The following is a 17,907-nucleotide window of genomic DNA, read 5'->3' as shown; positions in this document are numbered from 1 at the left end:
GCGGACAGGCCACCAGCGGCGCCAGCGCCCCGGCCACCGCCCGGCAGGGCCGGTCCTCGTGCACCGCGGACTTGAGCAGTTCGGAGACCACGTACCCGAACCCGGTGGCCAGCGGCGCCAGTACGGCCAGGGCGAGCGCGGCGACCGACCCGGCCCGGGCCCGCCACCACAGGGCGACGAACAGGACGCCGAAGAGGAGCAGTCCGGCCTCGGTCCACAGTTCGGCGACCGACTGCACCCAGCCCGGTGTCGAGTGGGCGAAGTCCGTCACGTCGCGATAGAGGTCGGAGGTGTCCATGGTGACCGACTGTATGCAAAGCGGAAGTATGTCTACCTCAGCCCCCTGGCCGATTCCGCTCCCACGGCGTCAGACCGCGGGATGATGATCGCCAAAACACGGAGGCGGCGCGGCGGGTGGGACACGGATCCCGCGCCGATCTCTCGTACAGTTCCCTCCGTGGGATCTCTGCGCAATCCGGTCGGGCCGCTTCCCTCCTCCATCTACTGGCGTCGGAGGGCGGTGCTGGCATCCGTCTTCGCCCTGCTCGCCATCATCGCGACCTGGGCCGTCAGTTCCGGTGCCAAGAAGACGAGTACGGACTCCAAGGGCCCCGGCGAACCCGGTTCGCACGCCCCGATCACCCCCGGCCCGTCGCAGAGCGGCCCGGCGATCAGTCAGTACCCGGGCGGCCGGGGCGAGTCGGGCGGCTCCGGCTCCGAGGGCACCGGCGGCGACTCCGGTACGGACCCCGGCGCCGACGGCGGCTCCGGTGCCGACGCGGGCACCGGCAAGAACGGCGACCCGGGCAGCGGCAACGCCGGCTCCGGCGCGGACCCGGTCCAGGTCCCGGCCGGCTCCCCACTCCCCAACTGCGCGCCCGGCGCGGTCCGGTGGAGCGTCCGCAGCGTCCAGAACTCCTACGAGCCCACCGAGAAGCCGCGGTTGGAGCTGGTGGCGTCCAACACCTCCGGCACCACCTGCAAGGTCGACCTCGGCCCGCGCACCGCCGTCCTGACCCTCACCCGCCCCGGTGACGACAAGGCGCTCTGGTCCTCCGCGGACTGCCCGGCCGACGGAGCGGGCCGCTACTACCGGGTGCCCGCCCAGTCCGCCATCACGCACGCCGTCGAGTGGGACCGCAAGGCCAGCGACCCGGCGAAGTGCGGGTCGCCGGCGGCCGGTGCCGCCGAGGCCGGCACCTACCTCGTCGAGGTCCGCGCCCCCGGCCTGCCGGTGCTGCGCACCTCCTTCGTCCTCGCCAAGGACTGACCGCCGGGGCCGATCGCGTGGGCCCGACGGGCCCCCGGCCGGACACGACGACGCGGACCGGCCCGGGGGCCGGTCCGCGCAGGGTTTTCGGGTACCGCGACCGGTCAGACGTACCGCTCGAGGATCGAGGACTCGGCAAGCCGGGACAGCCCCTCGCGCACGCTGCGCGCCCGGGCCTCGCCCACGCCGTCGACCGTCTGCAGGTCGTCCACGCTCGCCGCGAGCAGCTTCTGCAGCCCGCCGAAGTGCTCCACCAGCCGCTCGATGATCGCCCCGGGCAGCCGTGGCACCTTCGCCAGCAGCCGGTACCCGCGCGGCGAGACCGCCGAGTCCAGCGTCTCGGGCGAGCCGGTGTACCCCAGCGCCCGCGCCACGATGGGCAGTTCCAGCAGCTCCGCGTGGGTCAGCGAGTCCAGCTCCGCCAGCGCCTCCTCGACCGTGCGGGAACGCTTCGCCGTCGGCTCGGGGACGTAGTCCCGCACCACCAGCTCCCGCTCGCCCTCCACGCCCACGGTCAGCTCGTCGAGCTGGAGCGAGAGCAGCCGGCCGTCGGTGCCCAGCTCCAGGACGTACTCGGCGATCTCGGTGGCGATCCGGCGGACCATTTCCAGCCGCTGCGCGACCGCGGTCACGTCGCGGACGGTGACCAGGTCCTCGATCTCCAGCGCGGAGAGCGTGCCCGCCACCTCGTCCAGCCGCAGCTTGTACCGCTCCAGCGTGGCCAGCGCCTGGTTGGCCCGGGACAGGATCGCCCCGGACTCCTCCAGCACCCGGCGCTCGCCGTCCACGTACAGGGCGATCAGCCGCATCGACTGGGAGACCGAGACCACCGGGAAGCCGCACTGCTTGGAGACCCGGTCGGCGGTGCGGTGCCGGGTGCCGGTCTCCTCGGTGGGGATGGACGCGTCCGGGACCAGCTGCACGCCGGCCCGCAGGATCTTGGTGATGTCCTTGTCGAGGATCAGCGCGCCGTCGAGCTTGCACAGCTCGCGCAGCCGGGTGGCGGTGAACTCCACGTCGAGCACGAAACCGCCGGTGCACATGGCGTCCACGGTCTTGTCCATGCCCAGGACGATCAAGCCGCCGGTGTTGCCGCGGACGATCCGCTCCAGACCGTCGCGCAGGGGCTGACCAGGCGCGACAGCGCTCAGGGAGGCACGCATCAGCGCCTCGTGCTTGGAGCTCGCGCCGGACTTCCCGGGTGCTGCTGCCCCGTCCTTGGCTGCCACTGCACTCCTCCGGTCGCGGGTTGCGGTGCCCGACCACGGCCGGGCGGACCAGCCCAAAGTCTACCGGCGCGGTCTGCACGCCCCTGGTGGCTTGCCCGTCCTGACCGATTTCACGCCCGTACGCGGCTCTCCGGTCAGGATGCGCGGGTCCCCGCCGCTTGAACGGCTGTGGCTGTCAGGCCTCCCCCAGCTACCGCTGGGAGGTGCCCCCAGCGGCAGGCCCACCCCTGGGACAAGCGGCTTCGCCGTCGCCTGCGGCGATCCCAGGCCCGGGCCTGCCTCCGGACCAGCCTGCCACAGCCGTTCAAGCGCCTCCCCGCACATCCTGACCGGGAGGCTCCGGGGCTACTCGGCGGCCGGCCGGCGGGGCCGGCTGCGGGGCAGCACCCGCAGCGCGTCGCCCATGTCCGCGACCTCCGTGACCGTCATCCCGGCCGGGACCTTGCCCGGGTCGCCGGGCACCAGCGCGTGCGTGAAGCCGAGCCGGTGCGCCTCCGCCAGCCGCCGCTGCACCCCGGTCACCCGCCGCACCTCGCCGGCCAGCCCGACCTCCCCGATGGCGACCAGGTTCTTCGGCAGCGGGGTGTCCGAGGCCGCCGAGGCCAGCGCCAGCGCGATCGCCAGGTCCGCGGCCGGCTCGGAGAGCTTCACCCCGCCGACCGTCGCCGAGTAGATGTCCCGCTTGCCCAGCGCCGAGATCCGCCCGCGCTGCTCCAGCACCGCCAGCATCATCGACACCCGGGAGGTCTCCAGCCCGGAGGTGGTCCGCCGGGGCGAGGGGATCTGCGAGTCCACCGTCAGCGCCTGCACCTCCGCCACCAGCGGCCGGCGGCCCTCCAGCGTCACCGTCAGGCAGGTGCCCGGCACGGCCTCGGCCCGCCGGGTCAGGAAGAGCCCGCTCGGGTCGGCCAGGCCAGTGATGCCCTCGTCGTGCAGCTCGAAGCAGCCCACCTCGTCGGTGGCGCCGTAGCGGTTCTTCACCCCGCGCACCAGCCGCAGCCGGGCGTGCCGGTCGCCCTCGAAGCTCAGCACCACGTCGACCAGGTGCTCCAGCAGCCGGGGGCCCGCGATCGCGCCGTCCTTGGTGACGTGACCCACCAGCAGGGTGGACATCCCGCGCTCCTTGGACGCCCGGATCAGCGCCCCGGCCACCTCGCGGACCTGCGCCATGCCGCCCGGCGCGCCGTCGATCTCGGGCGAGGCGACCGTCTGTACGGAGTCCAGGACCAGCAGCGAGGGCTTGACGGCGTCCAGGTGCCCCAGCACCGCCGACAGGTCGGTCTCGGCCGCCAGGTAGAGGTGGTCGCTCAATGCGTTGATCCGGTCCGCGCGCAGCCGGACCTGGCTCGCGGACTCCTCGCCCGTGACGTACAGCGTGCGGTGGGTGCCGCTGGCGGCCTTGGCCGCGACGTCCAGCAGCAGCGTGGACTTGCCCACGCCCGGCTCGCCGGCCAGCAGCACCACCGCGCCGGGCACCAGGCCGCCGCCGAGGACCCGGTCCAGCTCGTCCACGCCCGTGCTGCGGGCCGTCGCCTGCCGGCCGTCGACCTGCGCGATCGGCAGCGCGGCCGTCGAGACCCGGCCCGCGGCGGTGGTGCGCACCGCGGGCGCGCCCGTCTCCTCGACCGTCCCCCAGGCCTGGCACTCGGGGCAGCGGCCGAGCCACTTCGCGGTGGTCCAGCCGCACTCGGTGCAGCGGTAGGACGGCCGGTCCTTGGCGGATGATCGGGAAGTACGGGCAGCCATGCGTCCCACCGTAGCGGGCGGGTCCGACAGGGCCCCCGGAGCGCCCGGCGGCGGGTACGGAACCGTTCGTCAGGCCCTCGGTCGCCATACCAGGGATCTGTTCACCCGTAAGGATTAAAACTGCTCAAGGCTTCCAGGGCGCCCGCGGCACAGCTCCTACGGTCACCGGGTGACAAGCAGCAGTCAGGCCCAGCCCTCCCAGAGCACCGGCGCACACCGGGCGCACGGGCGCGCGCCCCGCACGCCGGAGCAGCAGCCCCCCTCCCGCCACGAGCCGCACCTCGACGGCCTGTTCACCTACTGCCTGTCGGTGATGTGCGACCACGAGGCGGCCACCGACGCCCTCGGTGACGTGCTCGTCGTCGCCGACCGGCACTCCGGCCGCTGCCCCGCCGACCCCGGCGAACAGCGCGCCTGGCTCTACGCCCTGGCCCGCTGGGCCTGCCTGCGGCGGCTGACGGCCCAGCGCCGGGCCCGGCCGGGCGCGCACACCGCCCGGCGTGCGCCGGAGCAGACCCGGGCGTACGCCGGGGTCGGTGCGCCCTCCCGCGCGCCCGGACACCTGCCCGCAGAAGCCCCCGGACCGGTACGTGACCACGGCACCGGGGACCTTCCGGACGACCTGTCCGACGACGTGGCGGACGACCCGGCGGGCGCCGACCGGCGGCAGGCCGAGCTGTCCCGGCTGGCCTGGCCGGAGGCCGCCGGCACCACCCCGGAGCAGCGCGAAGCCCTCGAACTGGCGGTCCGGCACGGGCTGGCCGTCTCCGAGGTGGCCGCCGTCCTCGGACTCGGCCCGGCGGCCGCCCGGGAGCTGCTGGCCGGGGCCGCCTGCGAGGTGGAGCGCACCCGGGCCGCGCTGGCCGTGGTCGAGACCGGCAGCTGCCCGGCCGTCTCCCGGCTGACCGGCGACAGCCAGGTGCTGCTCTCCGCCGCCCTGCGCGCGGAACTGGTCCGGCACGTCGACGACTGCCCGGCCTGCCGCCGGGTCGCCGAGCGGGTGGACGCCGTCGGCCCCTGGCCCGGCTCCGGGCGGACCCGCGCCAGCCTCCCGCTGGTGCCCGCGCCCCGGGCCGCCCTGCACCTGGCGGCCCGCGCCCTGCCGCGTGCCCGGATGGCCAGCCCCCGCTTCGACCGCACCGGCTACCCGATGGACCCCAAGGACCGGGCCGCCCGGCGCGAGCGGCTGCGGGCCCGCGCGGTCACCACCACGGTCGTGGCGACCGTGGTCGCGGCCCCGGTGCTCGCCCTGTGGGCCGCCTACCGGGGCGCCCCGCTGACCGGCGAGGGCACCGCCGGCGCCACCCGCATCTCCGCCGCCGAGGCCGACGGGCACACCCGCGCGGCCGGGGGCCCGTACGCCGCCTACGAGAACGCCGGCAACGCCCGCACCCGCCCCGATCCCGGCTTCACCGTCGGCGGCGCCCGGGACATCAGCGTCGAGGTGATCAGCCCGGGCCGGCCCACCGAGCCCGCGAAGGACGGCAAGGTGCCCGGCCGCCTCACCGTCGAGGCCTACGCCTCCGGCGGCGCGACCTTCGTCGTCCTCAAGGCCGGCGGCGGCTCCCCGGTCGACTGGAAGCTGTGGACGGACGCCTCCTGGCTGCGGATGTCCCGCGCCGCCGGGACGCTCGAGCCCGGCGAGACCTTCACCGTACGGATCACCGTCGACCGGACCGTCGAACCGGAGGGCGACTGGATCGCCCGCCTCGGGGTGGACCCCTCGGGCGCCGTGCTCACGATGGAGGGCCGCGGTCCGGCCCGCCCGGTCACCCCGACGCCCACGCCGACCCCGACCCCGACGCCCACCCCGTCGGCGACGGCCCAGAGCCCGTCGCCGACCCCCACGCCGACGCCCACCCCGACCCCGACGGAGGAGCCGACCCCGACCCCCACAGAAGGAACGGTTTCCCCCTCGGAGACCCCGAGCCCCGAGGCCTCGCCCACGAGCTAGCGGGCGCGGGGCCCGCGCGGCGGGCCCGGGACCGGACCGGGGGCCCGGTCCGGGAGGCGCCTCAGACCGCGCCGGCGGCCGGCGCCGGGTCGGCCGGGTGCGGGGCCATCGGCAGGAGCGAGGCCAGCCGCTGCTCGCAGAGCCCGGCCAGCACCTCGTACCCCTCCTTGCCCATCAGCTCGGTCAGCTCGGGCTTGTACGTGACGTACACCGGCTCGCCCGCGCCGTGCGCCGAGGTCGCCGAGGTGCACCACCAATGCAGGTCGTGGCCGCCGGGACCCCAGCCGCGCCGGTCGTACTCGCCGATCGAGACCTGGAGCACCCGGGTGTCGTCCGGGCGGTCGATCCACTCGTACGTCCGCCGCACCGGCAGCTGCCAGCACACGTCCGGCTTGGTCTCCAGCGGCTCCCGGCCCTCCTTGAGCGCCAGGATGTGCAGCGAGCAGCCCGCGCCGCCCGCGAAGCCGGGCCGGTTCTGGAAGATGCAGGACCCCTCCCAGCGGCGGGTCTGCTTGTCGCCGTCCTCGTCGAGCTGGGTCCAGCCCGCGGCCTTGCCCTGGTCGTGGAACTGCCACAGCTCGGGGGTGAGCCGCGCCACGTGCCCGGCCACCCGCGCCTCGTCCTCCTCGTCGGAGAAGTGCGCGCCCAGCGTGCAGCAGCCGTCGTCCGCGCGGCCGGCCTGGATGCCCTGGCAGCCGCTGCCGAAGATGCAGGTCCAGCGGGAGGTCAGCCACGTCAGGTCGCAGCGGAAGACCTGCTCGTCGTCGGCCGGGTCCGGGAACTCGGCCCACGCGCGCGGGAAGTCGAGCCCGACCTCGTCGGAACGCTTCGACTTCTTGGGGGTTTTTGCCTGCTTCTTGGCCTTCTTCGTATTTGGCACACCCCAAGCCTAAGGCGGGTGGCAGGCCGAATGGCCGAATCGCAGTAGCGTTCCTTTCATGAGACTCGGTGTCCTTGATGTGGGTTCGAACACGGTGCATCTGCTGGTGGTGGATGCGCACCCCGGTGCCCGACCCCTGCCCGCGCACTCCCACAAGGCCGAGCTGCGGCTCGCGGAGCTCCTCGACCCGGCCGGGGCCATCGGCCCGGAGGGCGTGGACAAGCTCGTCGCCGTGATCGCCGGCGCGGCGCAGGCGGCCGAGGACAAGGGCTGCGAGCAGGTCCTGTCCTTCGCGACCTCGGCGGTGCGCGAGGCCACCAACGCGGACGAGGTGCTGTGCCGGGTCCGTGAGGAGACCGGCGTCGAGCTCCAGGTCCTCAGCGGCGAGGAGGAGGCCCGGCTGACCTTCCTGGCGGTCCGCCGCTGGTTCGGCTGGTCCGCGGGCAAGCTGCTGGTCCTCGACATCGGCGGAGGATCGCTCGAGATCGGCTACGGCATCGACGAGGAGCCGGACGCCGCGGTGTCGCTGCCGCTGGGGGCCGGGCGGCTCACCAACGGCTGGCTGCCGGGGGACCCGGCCGACCCCGCGGACGTGCGCGCGCTGCGGCGGCACGTGCGGGCGCAGATCGCCCGGACCGTCGGGGAGTTCGCCCGCTTCGGGGCCCCGGACCACGTGGTCGCCACCTCCAAGACCTTCAAGCAGCTCGCCCGGATCGCGGGCGCGGCCCGCTCCGCGGACGGCCTGTACGTCCAGCGCGACCTGACCCGCAAGTCCCTGGAGGAGTGGGTCCCCAAGCTGGCCGCCATGACGGCCGCGGAACGGGCCCAGCTCCCGGGCGTCTCCGAGGGCCGGGCCGGCCAGCTCCTGGCCGGCGCGCTGGTCGCCGAAGGCGCCATGGACCTCTTCGGCGTGGACGAACTGGAAATCTGCCCCTGGGCCCTGCGAGAAGGCCTCATCCTCCGCCGCCTCGACCACCTCCCGTCGTAACCCGCGCCAATCCAGCCCCGGTGGCGGGGCAGCCGAGTGCCACGGGCGGGGTAAGTCCAGCCGCGCCGGCGTTTGAGGCGCGGGGTCCGGGGCGGAGCCCCGAAACCTGCGCCCGGCCCCTGCTCATGGCGTGCCCCGCCGGGGACACCGGCGGCCGGGTACGCCATGCCCGCGCCGGCGGATCCGTGGGCTGGGGCCCGGCCCGGGCGCGCGGCCCGTAATCTGTCCCCGTGGCAGAACCAGTCGTGCGCATCCCCGACGCGAAGGTCGCGCTGTCCACGGCCTCGGTCTACCCGGAGTCGACGGCGACCGCCTTCGAGATCGCCGCGCGCCTGGGCTACGACGGCGTCGAGGTCATGGTCTGGACGGACCCGGTCAGCCAGGACGTCGAGGCCCTGCGCAGGCTGAGCGACTACCACCAGGTGCCGATCCTCGCGATCCACGCCCCCTGCCTCCTGATCACCCAGCGGGTCTGGTCCACCGACCCCTGGGTCAAGCTCCAGCGCGCCCGGGCCGCCGCCGAGAAGCTGGGCGCCTCGACCGTGGTCGTGCACCCGCCCTTCCGCTGGCAGCGCCAGTACTCCCGGGAGTTCGTCGAGGGCATCTGGCGGATGGCCGACGAGACCGACGTCCGGTTCGCCGTCGAGAACATGTACCCCTGGCGGTACAAGGACCGCGAGATGCTGGCGTACGCCCCCGAGTGGGACGTCACCAAGGACGACTACCGGCACTTCACCGTCGACCTCTCGCACACCGCCACCGCCCGCACCGACGCCACCGCGATGATCGACCGCATGGGCGACCGGCTGGCCCACGTCCACCTCGCCGACGGCAACGGCTCCGCCAAGGACGAGCACCTGGTCCCCGGCCGCGGCACCCAGCCCTGCGCCGAGCTGCTGGAGCGCCTGGCCCTCGGCGGCTTCGACGGCCACGTCGTCATCGAGGTCAACACCCGCCGCGCGATGTCGGCCGCCGAACGCGAGGCCGACCTCGCCGAGGCGCTGGCCTTCACCCGGCTGCACCTCGCCTCCGCCCTGCGGGTGCCCCGTACGTGAGCGACACCGCACAGCCCCGCCGCGGACGCGGCCGGCCCTCCCGCGCCGAGGCCGCCGCCGGCCCCGGCGCCCGGGAGCTGATCCGGCGCGCGGCCCGCGAGGAGTTCGCCGCCCGCGGCTACGACAAGACCTCGGTCCGCGGCATCGCGAAGGCGGCCGGCGTCGACGCGGCGCTGGTGCACCACTACTTCGGCACGAAGGAAGAGGTCTTCGCCGCCGCCGTGGAGGTCTCCTTCGACAGCGAGCAGGCCGTCCCGGCCGTCCTCGGCGGCGGCCCCGACGGCCTCGGCGAGCGCCTGGCCCGGTACTTCCTCGCCGTCTGGGAGAACGAGACCACCCGCGCCCCGCTGCTGGCGGTGGTCCGCTCGGCCCTGACCCACGAGGCGGCGGCCAAGGTGCTGCGGCAGTTCGTGCTGCGCCGGCTGCTGGAGCGGATCGCCCGCGAGCTCGACGTCCCCGACCCGGAGTTCCGGGCCGAGCTGGCCGCGGCCCATATGATCGGCATCGCGATCGCGCGGTACGTGATCCAGCTGGAGCCGCTGGCCTCGGCGGACCCGGAGGAGATCGTCGCGCAGGTGGCGCCCACCCTCCAGCGGTACCTCACCGAGGCCTGACCGGGCCGCCCGGCACCCCGAGGGGCGGTGCCCGAGGAGTGACCCGCACGTCCCGGCATCCGGACGCCCTGTCCGGATCCTGGGCCCGGGGCGTAGGCTCGTAGGCAGTCGTATCCGCAGTCTCCGACTGCGCCGCTACTGGGGAGTGAACCCGATGCCCGAGCTGAGGTCCCGCACCGTCACCCACGGCCGCAACATGGCGGGCGCCCGCGCCCTCATGCGCGCATCGGGCGTAGCGAGTGAAGACATCGGCAAGCCGATCATCGCGGTGGCGAACTCCTTCACCGAGTTCGTCCCCGGCCACACCCACCTCGCGCCGGTCGGCCGGATCGTCTCGGACGCCATCCGCGCCGCCGGGGCCGTCCCCCGCGAGTTCAACACCATCGCGGTCGACGACGGCATCGCCATGGGCCACGCCGGCATGCTCTACTCGCTGCCCTCCCGCGACCTGATCGCCGACAGCGTGGAGTACATGGTCGAGGCGCACTGCGCCGACGCCCTGATCTGCATCTCCAACTGCGACAAGATCACCCCCGGCATGCTGATGGCCGCGCTGCGCCTGAACATCCCGGTGGTCTTCGTCTCCGGCGGCCCGATGGAGGCCGGCCAGGCCACCCTCGTCGACGGCACCGTCCGCAAGCTCGACCTGATCGACGCCATGGTCGACGCGGCCAACGACAAGATCTCCGACGCGGACGTGCTGCGCATCGAGGAGAACGCCTGCCCGACCTGCGGCTCCTGTTCCGGCATGTTCACCGCCAACTCCATGAACTGCCTCGCCGAGGCCATCGGCCTGGCCCTCCCGGGCAACGGCTCGGTGCTCGCCACCCACACCGCCCGCCGCGCCCTCTACGAGGAGGCCGGCCGCACGGTCGTCGAGATCACCAAGCGCTACTACGAGCAGGACGACGCCTCCGTCCTGCCCCGCAACGTCGCCAGCCGCGAGGCCTTCGAGAACGCCATGGCGCTCGACATCGCGATGGGCGGCTCCACCAACACGATCCTGCACCTGCTGGCCGCCGCCCAGGAGGCGGGCCTGGACTACGACCTCAAGGACATCGACGCGGTCTCGCGCCGGGTCCCGTGCCTGGCCAAGGTCGCGCCCAACGTCGCGCCCGGCGGCACCTACTACATGGAGGACGTGCACCGGGCCGGCGGCATCCCCGCCATCCTCGGCGAGCTGTACCGCGGCGGCCTGCTCAACAAGGACGTCAACACCGTCCACTCCACCTCCATGGAGGAGTGGCTGGGCACCTGGGACGCCCGCTCGGGCACCGCCAGCGCCGAGGCCATGGAGCTGTGGCACGCCGCCCCCGGCTGCAAGCGCTCCGCCACCGCCTTCTCGCAGTCCGAGCGCTGGGAGACCCTGGACCTGGACGCCGCGGGCGGCTGCATCCGCTCCGTCGAGCACGCGTACTCCAAGGACGGCGGCCTCGCCGTCCTCAAGGGCAACCTCGCCGAGGACGGCTGCGTGGTGAAGACCGCCGGCGTCGACGAGTCCATCTGGACCTTCGAGGGCCCGGCCGTGGTCTGCGAGTCCCAGGACGAGGCCGTCGAGAAGATCCTCTCCAAGCAGGTCGTGGACGGCGACGTGGTCGTGATCCGCTACGAGGGCCCGCGCGGCGGCCCCGGCATGCAGGAAATGCTCTACCCCACCTCCTTCCTCAAGGGCCGGGGCCTGGGCAAGACCTGCGCGCTGGTCACCGACGGCCGCTTCTCCGGCGGCACTTCGGGCCTCTCCATCGGCCACGCCTCCCCGGAGGCGGCCTCCGGCGGCACCATCGCCCTGGTGGAGAACGGCGACCGGATCCGCATCGACATCCCCAACCGCTCCATCGAACTCCTCGTCCCCGAGGAGGAGCTGACGGCCCGTCGTGAAGCCCTGGGCGGCGTCTACGCCCCCAAGGACCGCGAGCGCAAGGTCTCCGCGGCCCTGCGCGCCTACGCCGCCATGGCCACCAGCGCCGACAAGGGCGCCGTCCGGGACGTCTCCAAGCTCGGCTGACCCACCCCGATCCCGAAGCGGCCGCCCCGACTGACCCGGGCCGGCCGCTTCGTCGTCCGCCACCCCCCGGCCACCGTCACCAGCCCCCCGGCTCCCGGGCGTCCACCGCGAAGACCGAGCCGTCGGGGGCGCCGGCGTAGACCCGGTCGCCGTGCACGAAGGGCGTCGGCACCGTCGGGAGGACCGAGGCGGTACCGGGGCCCGGCCGGGGCCGGGTCTGCCCGAGCAGCGCTCCGCTGCGGCCGTCCACCGCCAGCAGCCGCCCGTCGGCCGCCGACAGGTACACCCGGCCGCCGGCGGCCACCGGCCGCGACGCGTGCGAGACCGAGGTCTCGTACCGCCACGCCTCGGCCCGGGCACCCGCCGCCGCGCCGTCCGTCCGTACCGCGATCAGCCCGCCCAGTGCACCGATCACGTACGTGGTGCCGTCCGCACCCACCGCCGCCTGGGCCTGGTCCACCGGGATCCGCAGCGGCAACCGCCGGACGGCGGCCGTGCGCAGGTCGACCCGGACCACGGCATCGGTCAGCGCCGACCGGTCGGCCCGCAGCAGGACCAGCCCGCCCGCGGCGCTGCCCACGGGCGTCAGGTCGCCCTGCACCCGCCGCTGCCAGAGCTGCCGCCCGGTGTCGGCGGCGAAGGCCGTCACCGTGCTCGCCCCGTCCGCCTCGCCGGCGGTGACCGCGAACGCGGTGGCCCCGTCCGGGGCCACCAGCCACTGGGCGCCGACGCCGCCGAGCCGCTTCGACCACCGGAGACGGCCGGTCGCCGCGTCCAGCGCGGTCACCCGCCCGTCCGAGGCGGCCAGCAGCACCGACTTGCCGGCCGTCAGCGGCGTCGCCGATCCGGTGACCGGCACGGACCACCGGCGCGCACCGGTGCCGGCGTCGAGCGCGAGCAGCGCGTCCCCGCCCGGCGCGACCGCGTACACCAGCCCGGCCCGCGCCGCCGGCGCCCGGTCCGCCTCGGCCCGGGCCGCCCCGCCCGGGGCCTTGACCGACCAGCGCACCGCGCCGTCCGCCGGGTCCAGCCGCGCCGCGGTCAGCCCCGGCGCCTTGCAGTAGACCGCGCCGGGTTCCCCGTACGTGCAGACGGGAGTGCGGTTGTCCGCCCCGGCGGTCCCGAGGGACACCGCCCAGGGCCCACCGGCCGGCGGGCCCGTCCGGTGGGCCACGACCGGCGCCGCCGGCTCCCCGCCCGCCGCCCCGGTCACGAGGTACGCCGCCACGCCGGCCCCCGCCAGCAGGACGGCCGCGCCGGCCAGGAGCACCCGCCGGCCGGGCCGCCGCCGGGCGGGCGCGGACGGCTCCGCCACCGGCTCGGGGACCGGGATCCGGGACCGCCGGTGGGTGTCCTGCTGCGACCGGGCGCCGACCGGGTCCCGCGGCGCCGGTATGAAGGCGCGGGTGTCCTCCGAGGTCGGGTAGGCCGCCGAGCGCAGCGCGGCGATCAGCGCGTCGGTCGTGGGCCGCTTCGCCGGGTCCTTCTGCAGGCAGCGCTCGATGACCGGCCGCAGTTCTTCCGGAACGTCGTTCAGGTTCGGTTCGTGATGAACCACCTGATAAGCGACCAGATAGGGGCTGTCGGAATCGAAAGGACCCCGGCCGGTCGCCGCGTGCACGAGTACCGCGCCCATCGCGAATACGTCCGCTTCCGGTCCGACCTCGCGCGGCCGTTGGAACTGTTCCGGAGCCATGAACGGCGGCGTGCCGATCAACTTCCCGGTCTCGGTGCGCAGATCGCTGTCGTACGGGCGGGAAATTCCGAAGTCGATGACCTTCGGGCCGTCGCCGGCCATCAGGACATTGCTCGGCTTCAAATCCCGGTGCACCAGACCGGCCCGGTGGATATCGCGCAACGCCTCGGCGAGTCCGGCGCCCAGCCGGTTCAGTTCGTGCGTTTCGAGGGGATTCCGCTTGACCCGCTCGGACAGGGTCGGCCCGTCCACGAAAAGCGTGGCCATCCAGGGCCGCTCGGCATCGGGGTCGGCGTCGACCACCGCCGCGGTGAAGGCGCCCGAGACCCGGCGGGCAGCCGTCACCTCCTGCCGGAAGCGGGCCCGGAACTCGGGATCGGCCGCGAATTCGGCGTGCACGACCTTCACGGCGAGCCGCAGGCCGGAGGCCGAGGTGGCCAGGTGCACCACGCCCATGCCGCCGGAACCGAGTACGGATTCCAGCCGGTACTGCCCCGCGTATTCCGGCTGAGCCGGATGCGCGGGCTGCGCCGAGCGCGGCATGCCCACCCCCCGTGTGCTTCGTACGCATTCGCGCCCGGGGAGCCTACCGAGCCCTGCTAGCCTGCGCGAGTCACACACCGTGAAGCATTGGGGGAGAGTCGCATGAGCGGCGACGCAGTAACGGCCCGGTACCAGGTGGCACCCGGATACCGCGTGAATGTCCGCAGCGGCCCGGGGACGAACTACAGCATCGTCAAGGTGCTCGGCGAGGGCGCGTCCGTGCCGATCAACTGCCAGTGCTCCGGCACGACGGTCTCGGGCCCTTACGGCACATCCAACATATGGGACAACATCGCCAACGGTCAGTTCGTCGCCGACGCCTACGTCCACACCGGACGCGACGGATACATCGCTCCGCGTTGCTCCTGATCTCCACCCGTTCCGCCCCGGGAATCCACCGCCGGATTACGCCCCCGGGGCTGGGATAATCGTCGGTGTGAGCGATGAACGAGAAGTCGACGACAGCGGCGCAGCCGCCGCCCGCCCCGCGCCGGCCAAGCCCGCTGCCGCCCCGGGCCCGCAGCCCGAGGAGATCCGCTTCTTCGGCACCACCTGGGTCAACCACGACAACGGCTACGCCCTGCGCCGGGCCGGCGCCGCGGCCGGCTCCCTGCTCGCCGCCGTGGCCGCCGCCTTCGTCCTGCGCTTCGCGTACGAGGGCCTGCAGCTCGGCGACGTCGGCGGCTTCGTCTCGGTGACCGTCGTGGTGATGTTCGCGGTGTGCAGCGCGATCGCCTTCGTCAAGACCTGGGAGTCCTTCTCCAAGCGCCCGGCCCCCGGCACCGACGACGCCTCCCTCAAGGGCCTCAAGGCCATCGGCTTCATCGGCTCCCTCATCGCCTACTTCCTCCGCTCGCTCGTGGAGGCCCCCGGCGAGAAGCTGCGCCGCGCCGAGTACGAGCGCGCCGCGGCCGAGTTCGAGCGCCGCCGCGCCTCCCGTACCGGCAACCCCGCCGCGCGGCGCAAGCGCAAGAAGTAGCCGCCGCTCCGCTCCTCTCCCTTCGGCCAACGGCCCGCACCCCGACCCGGGGTGCGGGCCGTTGCGCGTTCCCGGGGCGGTCCGCATCCGCGGGCCCCGCCGGGCGCCTTGACGGGCGGCACCCCCAGGAGCATTATTCCGCACATGATGAATAAAAATGGTGGAGGAGCCGCGGTCCACGCCCGCGCCCTCCGCGTCACCCGCGGCACCCGCGAGGTCCTGCGCGGCCTCGACTTCGAGGTCCCCCGCGGTCGCATCACCGGCCTCCTCGGCCCCTCCGGCTGCGGCAAGACGACCCTGATGCGCGCCCTCGTCGGCAGCCAGGCCAAGGTCACCGGCACCCTCGACGTCCTCGGCCGACCCGCCGGCGACCCGGCCCTGCGCTCCCGGATCGGCTACGTCACCCAGGCGCCCTCCGTCTACGACGACCTCAGCGTCCGCCAGAACCTCGACTACTTCGCCGCCGTGCTCGACCCCGGCCGCGCCGCCGCCGCCCGCCGCCGCGCCACCGTCGAGCAGGCCCTGCACGACGTCGACCTCACCGGCCACGCCGACGCCCTGGCCGGCCGGCTCTCCGGCGGCCAGCGCAACCGCGTCTCCCTCGCCGTCGCCCTGCTCGGCACCCCCGAGCTGCTGGTCCTCGACGAACCCACCGTCGGTCTGGACCCCGTACTCCGCCGCGACCTGTGGGACCTCTTCCACCGCATCACCGCCGACCGCGGCGCCACCCTGCTCGTCTCCTCGCACGTCATGGACGAGGCCGAGCGCTGCCACGACCTGCTCCTGATGCGCGAGGGCCGGATCCTCGCCCAGGACACCCCCGACGCCCTCCGCCGCCGCACGGGCGCCGACACCGTCGAAGAGGGCTTCCTCCACCTCGTCGACGCCGCCAACCAGGCCGCCACCACCGGAGACGCACGATGACCCACCCGTCGCCCACCACCACCCCCGCAAGGCCGCGCCTCGCGCCGTCTGGATTCCGCACCCTCGCCACCGCCGCCCGCGTGCTGCGCCAGCTGCGCCACGACCCGCGGTCGATCGCCCTGATGCTCCTGGTCCCGGTCGTCATGCTGGTCCTGCTGCGCTACGTCTTCGACGGCAGCCCGCGCACCTTCGACGGCATCGGCGCCTCGCTCCTCGGGATCTTCCCGCTCATCACGATGTTCCTGGTGACCTCCATCGCCACCCTGCGCGAACGCACCTCCGGCACCCTCGAACGACTCCTCGCCATGCCCCTCGGCAAGGGCGACCTCATCGCCGGCTACGCCCTCGCCTTCGGTGCCGTCGCCGTCGTCCAGTCCACCCTCGCCACCGGCGTCGCCCTCTGGACCCTCGGGCTCGACGTGACCGGCTCGCCCTGGCTGCTGCTCCTGGTCGCCCTGCTCGACGCGCTGCTCGGCACCGCCCTCGGCCTCTTCGTCTCGGCCTTCGCCTCCTCCGAGTTCCAGGCCGTCCAGTTCATGCCGGCGGTGATCTTCCCCCAGCTGCTGCTCTGCGGACTCTTCGCGCCCCGCTCCACCATGCAGCCGGCCCTCGAGGCCGTCTCCGACGTCCTCCCCATGTCCTACGCGGTGGACGGGATGAACCAGGTGCTCCACCACAGCGAGGTCACCGGCGACTTCCTCCGCGACGTCCTGATCGTGGCCGGCTGCGCCCTGCTGGTCCTGGCCCTGGGCGCGGCCACCCTCCGCCGCCGCACCGACTGACCGCCGCCAGGCCCGCCCCGAGGAAGGCTCCACCGCAGGTTGACCGCTCTGTGGACGGCCCCGACCCCGCCGCGGGCCCGGGTGCAAGGATGAGCGGACAGACGTCAGCGCACGTGGCGCACGTGCGTGCAGCAGCAGCACCAGCTCGGCGAGGTGAGTCCGCATGACCCAGACAGTCGCAGTCCTCGGTACCGGCAAGATCGGCGAGGCCCTGCTGAGCGGGATGATCCGGGGCGGCTGGCCCGCCTCGCACCTGCTCGTCACCGCCCGCCGCGCCGAGCGCGCCGAGGAGCTGCGCACCCGGTACGGCGTCGAGGCGGTCACCAACGCCGAGGCCGCCAAGCGCGCCGACATCCTGATCCTCACGGTCAAGCCGCAGGACATGGGCAAGCTCCTCGAAGAGCTCGCCCCGCACGTCCCGGCCGGCCGGCTGGTCATCAGCGGCGCCGCCGGCGTCCCCACCTCCTTCTTCGAGGAGCGGCTGGCCCCCGGCACCCCGGTGGTCCGGGTCATGACGAACACCCCGGCGCTGGTCGACGAGGCCATGTCCGTCATCTCGGCCGGCAGCCACGCCACCGCCGAGCACCTGGCGCACGCCGAGGAGATCTTCGGCGGGGTCGGCAAGACCCTGCGCGTCCCCGAGTCCCAGCAGGACGCGGCCACCGCCCTCTCCGGCTCGGGCCCGGCGTACTTCTACTACCTGGTCGAGGCGATGACCGACGCCGGCATCCTGCTGGGCCTGCCCCGTGCCCAGGCGCACGACCTGATCGTGCAGGCCGCCATCGGCGCCGCCGTGATGCTGCGCGACAGCGGCGAGCACCCGGTCAAGCTCCGCGAGGCCGTGACCTCCCCGGCCGGCACGACCATCAACGCCATCGTCGAACTGGAACGCCACGGCGTACGGGCCGCCCTGATCGCCGCGCTCGAAGCCGCCCGGGACCGCAGCCGCGAGCTGGCCTCCGGCAACGGCTGACCGGCCCGCGGGCTGACCTGCGGGTCGGCCGCACCGACCCGAAAGGGTGACGGACCGACGGGGGTTGACACGACCCCCCTCGGTCCGTAGTGTTCTCCGAGTTGTCCGACGTGAGCGCCGACTCCGGTCGGTCCCCGGACAGCCATTCCGCAAGCACCCAATCGAACGAACGACGCACTTTGTCGTCTCGTTTTCATGCGTATTTGCGAATGAGGAATCCGTGTCCGAAGGGCACGCCCCCGATTAGCTCGGGAGCGAGGAATCCGCTA

The 17,907-nt window shown here is 74.1% G+C and carries 15 protein-coding genes and 1 pseudogene; 11 read left to right on the top strand and 5 right to left on the bottom strand.

Going from position 1 to position 17,907, the window contains the following annotated elements; genetic code table 11:
- Window positions 1–298: pseudogene (locus tag AB0O40_RS34445) on the bottom strand (hypothetical protein); the annotation flags it as partial.
- Between the two features lie 159 nt (window positions 299–457).
- Between AB0O40_RS34445 and AB0O40_RS34440 the strand changes: the two are divergent.
- On the top strand, window positions 458–1,270 hold the full coding sequence (locus AB0O40_RS34440) for a hypothetical protein (RefSeq protein ID WP_365049600.1): 813 nt from the start codon (window positions 458–460) through the stop codon (window positions 1,268–1,270).
- Window positions 1,271–1,374: 104 nt separating this feature from the next.
- Here AB0O40_RS34440 and disA read toward each other — a convergent pair whose 3' ends face one another.
- The gene (gene disA, locus AB0O40_RS34435) at window positions 1,375–2,499 is read right to left on the bottom strand and encodes a DNA integrity scanning diadenylate cyclase DisA (RefSeq protein ID WP_365049599.1); all 1,125 of its coding nucleotides are present in this window, start codon (window positions 2,497–2,499) and stop codon (window positions 1,375–1,377) included.
- A gap of 345 nt (window positions 2,500–2,844) precedes the next feature.
- On the bottom strand, window positions 2,845–4,245 hold the full coding sequence (radA, locus tag AB0O40_RS34430; RefSeq protein WP_365049597.1) for a DNA repair protein RadA: 1,401 nt from the start codon (window positions 4,243–4,245) through the stop codon (window positions 2,845–2,847).
- 169 nt (window positions 4,246–4,414) lie between these two features.
- Between radA and AB0O40_RS34425 the strand changes: the two genes are divergently transcribed.
- Window positions 4,415–6,199, top strand: a complete 1,785-nt coding sequence (locus AB0O40_RS34425) for a hypothetical protein (RefSeq protein ID WP_365049595.1) — start codon at window positions 4,415–4,417, stop codon at window positions 6,197–6,199.
- Window positions 6,200–6,260: 61 nt separating this feature from the next.
- Here AB0O40_RS34425 and AB0O40_RS34420 read toward each other — a convergent pair whose 3' ends face one another.
- Window positions 6,261–7,079, bottom strand: a complete 819-nt coding sequence (locus tag AB0O40_RS34420; protein ID WP_365049593.1) for a hypothetical protein — start codon at window positions 7,077–7,079, stop codon at window positions 6,261–6,263.
- Between the two features lie 58 nt (window positions 7,080–7,137).
- Here AB0O40_RS34420 and AB0O40_RS34415 point away from each other — a divergent pair, with 58 nt between their 5' ends.
- From AB0O40_RS34415 to ilvD, 4 genes are all read left to right on the top strand, one after another.
- The gene (locus tag AB0O40_RS34415) at window positions 7,138–8,067 is read left to right on the top strand and encodes a Ppx/GppA phosphatase family protein (RefSeq protein ID WP_365049591.1); all 930 of its coding nucleotides are present in this window, start codon (window positions 7,138–7,140) and stop codon (window positions 8,065–8,067) included.
- A gap of 230 nt (window positions 8,068–8,297) precedes the next feature.
- A complete protein-coding gene (locus tag AB0O40_RS34410; RefSeq protein ID WP_365049589.1) occupies window positions 8,298–9,122 on the top strand; it encodes a sugar phosphate isomerase/epimerase in 825 nt (274 codons plus the stop codon).
- Window positions 9,119–9,736: a TetR family transcriptional regulator gene (locus AB0O40_RS34405; RefSeq protein ID WP_365049587.1), complete on the top strand. Its 618-nt coding sequence runs from the start codon at window positions 9,119–9,121 to the stop codon at window positions 9,734–9,736. Before AB0O40_RS34410 ends, AB0O40_RS34405 begins: the two co-directional genes overlap by 4 nt.
- 154 nt (window positions 9,737–9,890) lie before the next feature.
- Window positions 9,891–11,741 carry a dihydroxy-acid dehydratase gene (gene ilvD / locus AB0O40_RS34400; protein WP_365049586.1) on the top strand — a complete coding sequence of 617 codons (1,851 nt, stop codon included), beginning with the start codon at window positions 9,891–9,893 and terminating at the stop codon, window positions 11,739–11,741.
- A 76-nt stretch (window positions 11,742–11,817) separates the two neighbouring features.
- Here ilvD and AB0O40_RS34395 read toward each other — a convergent pair whose 3' ends face one another.
- Window positions 11,818–13,980: a serine/threonine-protein kinase gene (locus AB0O40_RS34395; RefSeq protein ID WP_365049584.1), complete on the bottom strand. Its 2,163-nt coding sequence runs from the start codon at window positions 13,978–13,980 to the stop codon at window positions 11,818–11,820.
- Between the two features lie 102 nt (window positions 13,981–14,082).
- On the opposite strand from AB0O40_RS34395, the gene AB0O40_RS34390 reads away from it, so the two are divergent.
- From AB0O40_RS34390 to proC, 5 genes are all read left to right on the top strand, one after another.
- Window positions 14,083–14,349, top strand: coding sequence for a peptidase (locus tag AB0O40_RS34390; RefSeq protein WP_365049582.1), 267 nt, complete (start codon window positions 14,083–14,085; stop codon window positions 14,347–14,349).
- A gap of 163 nt (window positions 14,350–14,512) precedes the next feature.
- Window positions 14,513–14,959 carry a hypothetical protein gene (locus AB0O40_RS34385; protein WP_365049602.1) on the top strand — a complete coding sequence of 149 codons (447 nt, stop codon included), beginning with the start codon at window positions 14,513–14,515 and terminating at the stop codon, window positions 14,957–14,959.
- 144 nt (window positions 14,960–15,103) lie between these two features.
- Entirely contained in the window at window positions 15,104–15,883 is a 780-nt protein-coding gene (locus tag AB0O40_RS34380; RefSeq protein ID WP_365049580.1) for an ABC transporter ATP-binding protein, read from the top strand.
- Window positions 15,880–16,665 carry an ABC transporter permease gene (locus AB0O40_RS34375; RefSeq protein ID WP_365049578.1) on the top strand — a complete coding sequence of 262 codons (786 nt, stop codon included), beginning with the start codon at window positions 15,880–15,882 and terminating at the stop codon, window positions 16,663–16,665. Before AB0O40_RS34380 ends, AB0O40_RS34375 begins: the two co-directional genes overlap by 4 nt.
- A gap of 163 nt (window positions 16,666–16,828) precedes the next feature.
- The gene (gene proC / locus AB0O40_RS34370) at window positions 16,829–17,638 is read left to right on the top strand and encodes a pyrroline-5-carboxylate reductase (RefSeq protein WP_365049576.1); all 810 of its coding nucleotides are present in this window, start codon (window positions 16,829–16,831) and stop codon (window positions 17,636–17,638) included.
- Window positions 17,639–17,907: the final 269 nt, after the last annotated feature.

The organism is Streptomyces sp. NPDC089919 (assembly GCF_040684615.1).
Taxonomy (GTDB): Bacteria; Actinomycetota; Actinomycetes; order Streptomycetales; family Streptomycetaceae; genus Streptomyces.
Note: the sequence above shows the minus strand (reverse complement) of the source record. Positions and strands in the feature narration are given on the sequence as shown.

Bases quoted from the DNA above. Each gene is read 5' to 3' on its own strand.
- AB0O40_RS34415 (WP_365049591.1), top strand. From the start codon at position 7,138: ATGAGACTCGGTGTCCTTGATGTGGGTTCGAACACGGTGCATCTGCTG.
- ilvD (WP_365049586.1), top strand. From the start codon at position 9,891: ATGCCCGAGCTGAGGTCCCGCACCGTCACCCACGGCCGCAACATGGCG.
- proC (WP_365049576.1), top strand. From the start codon at position 16,829: ATGACCCAGACAGTCGCAGTCCTCGGTACCGGCAAGATCGGCGAGGCC.
- radA (WP_365049597.1), bottom strand. From the start codon at position 4,245: ATGGCTGCCCGTACTTCCCGATCATCCGCCAAGGACCGGCCGTCCTAC.
- AB0O40_RS34390 (WP_365049582.1), top strand. From the start codon at position 14,083: ATGAGCGGCGACGCAGTAACGGCCCGGTACCAGGTGGCACCCGGATAC.
- AB0O40_RS34395 (WP_365049584.1), bottom strand. From the start codon at position 13,980: ATGCCGCGCTCGGCGCAGCCCGCGCATCCGGCTCAGCCGGAATACGCG.
- AB0O40_RS34380 (WP_365049580.1), top strand. From the start codon at position 15,104: ATGATGAATAAAAATGGTGGAGGAGCCGCGGTCCACGCCCGCGCCCTC.
- AB0O40_RS34375 (WP_365049578.1), top strand. From the start codon at position 15,880: ATGACCCACCCGTCGCCCACCACCACCCCCGCAAGGCCGCGCCTCGCG.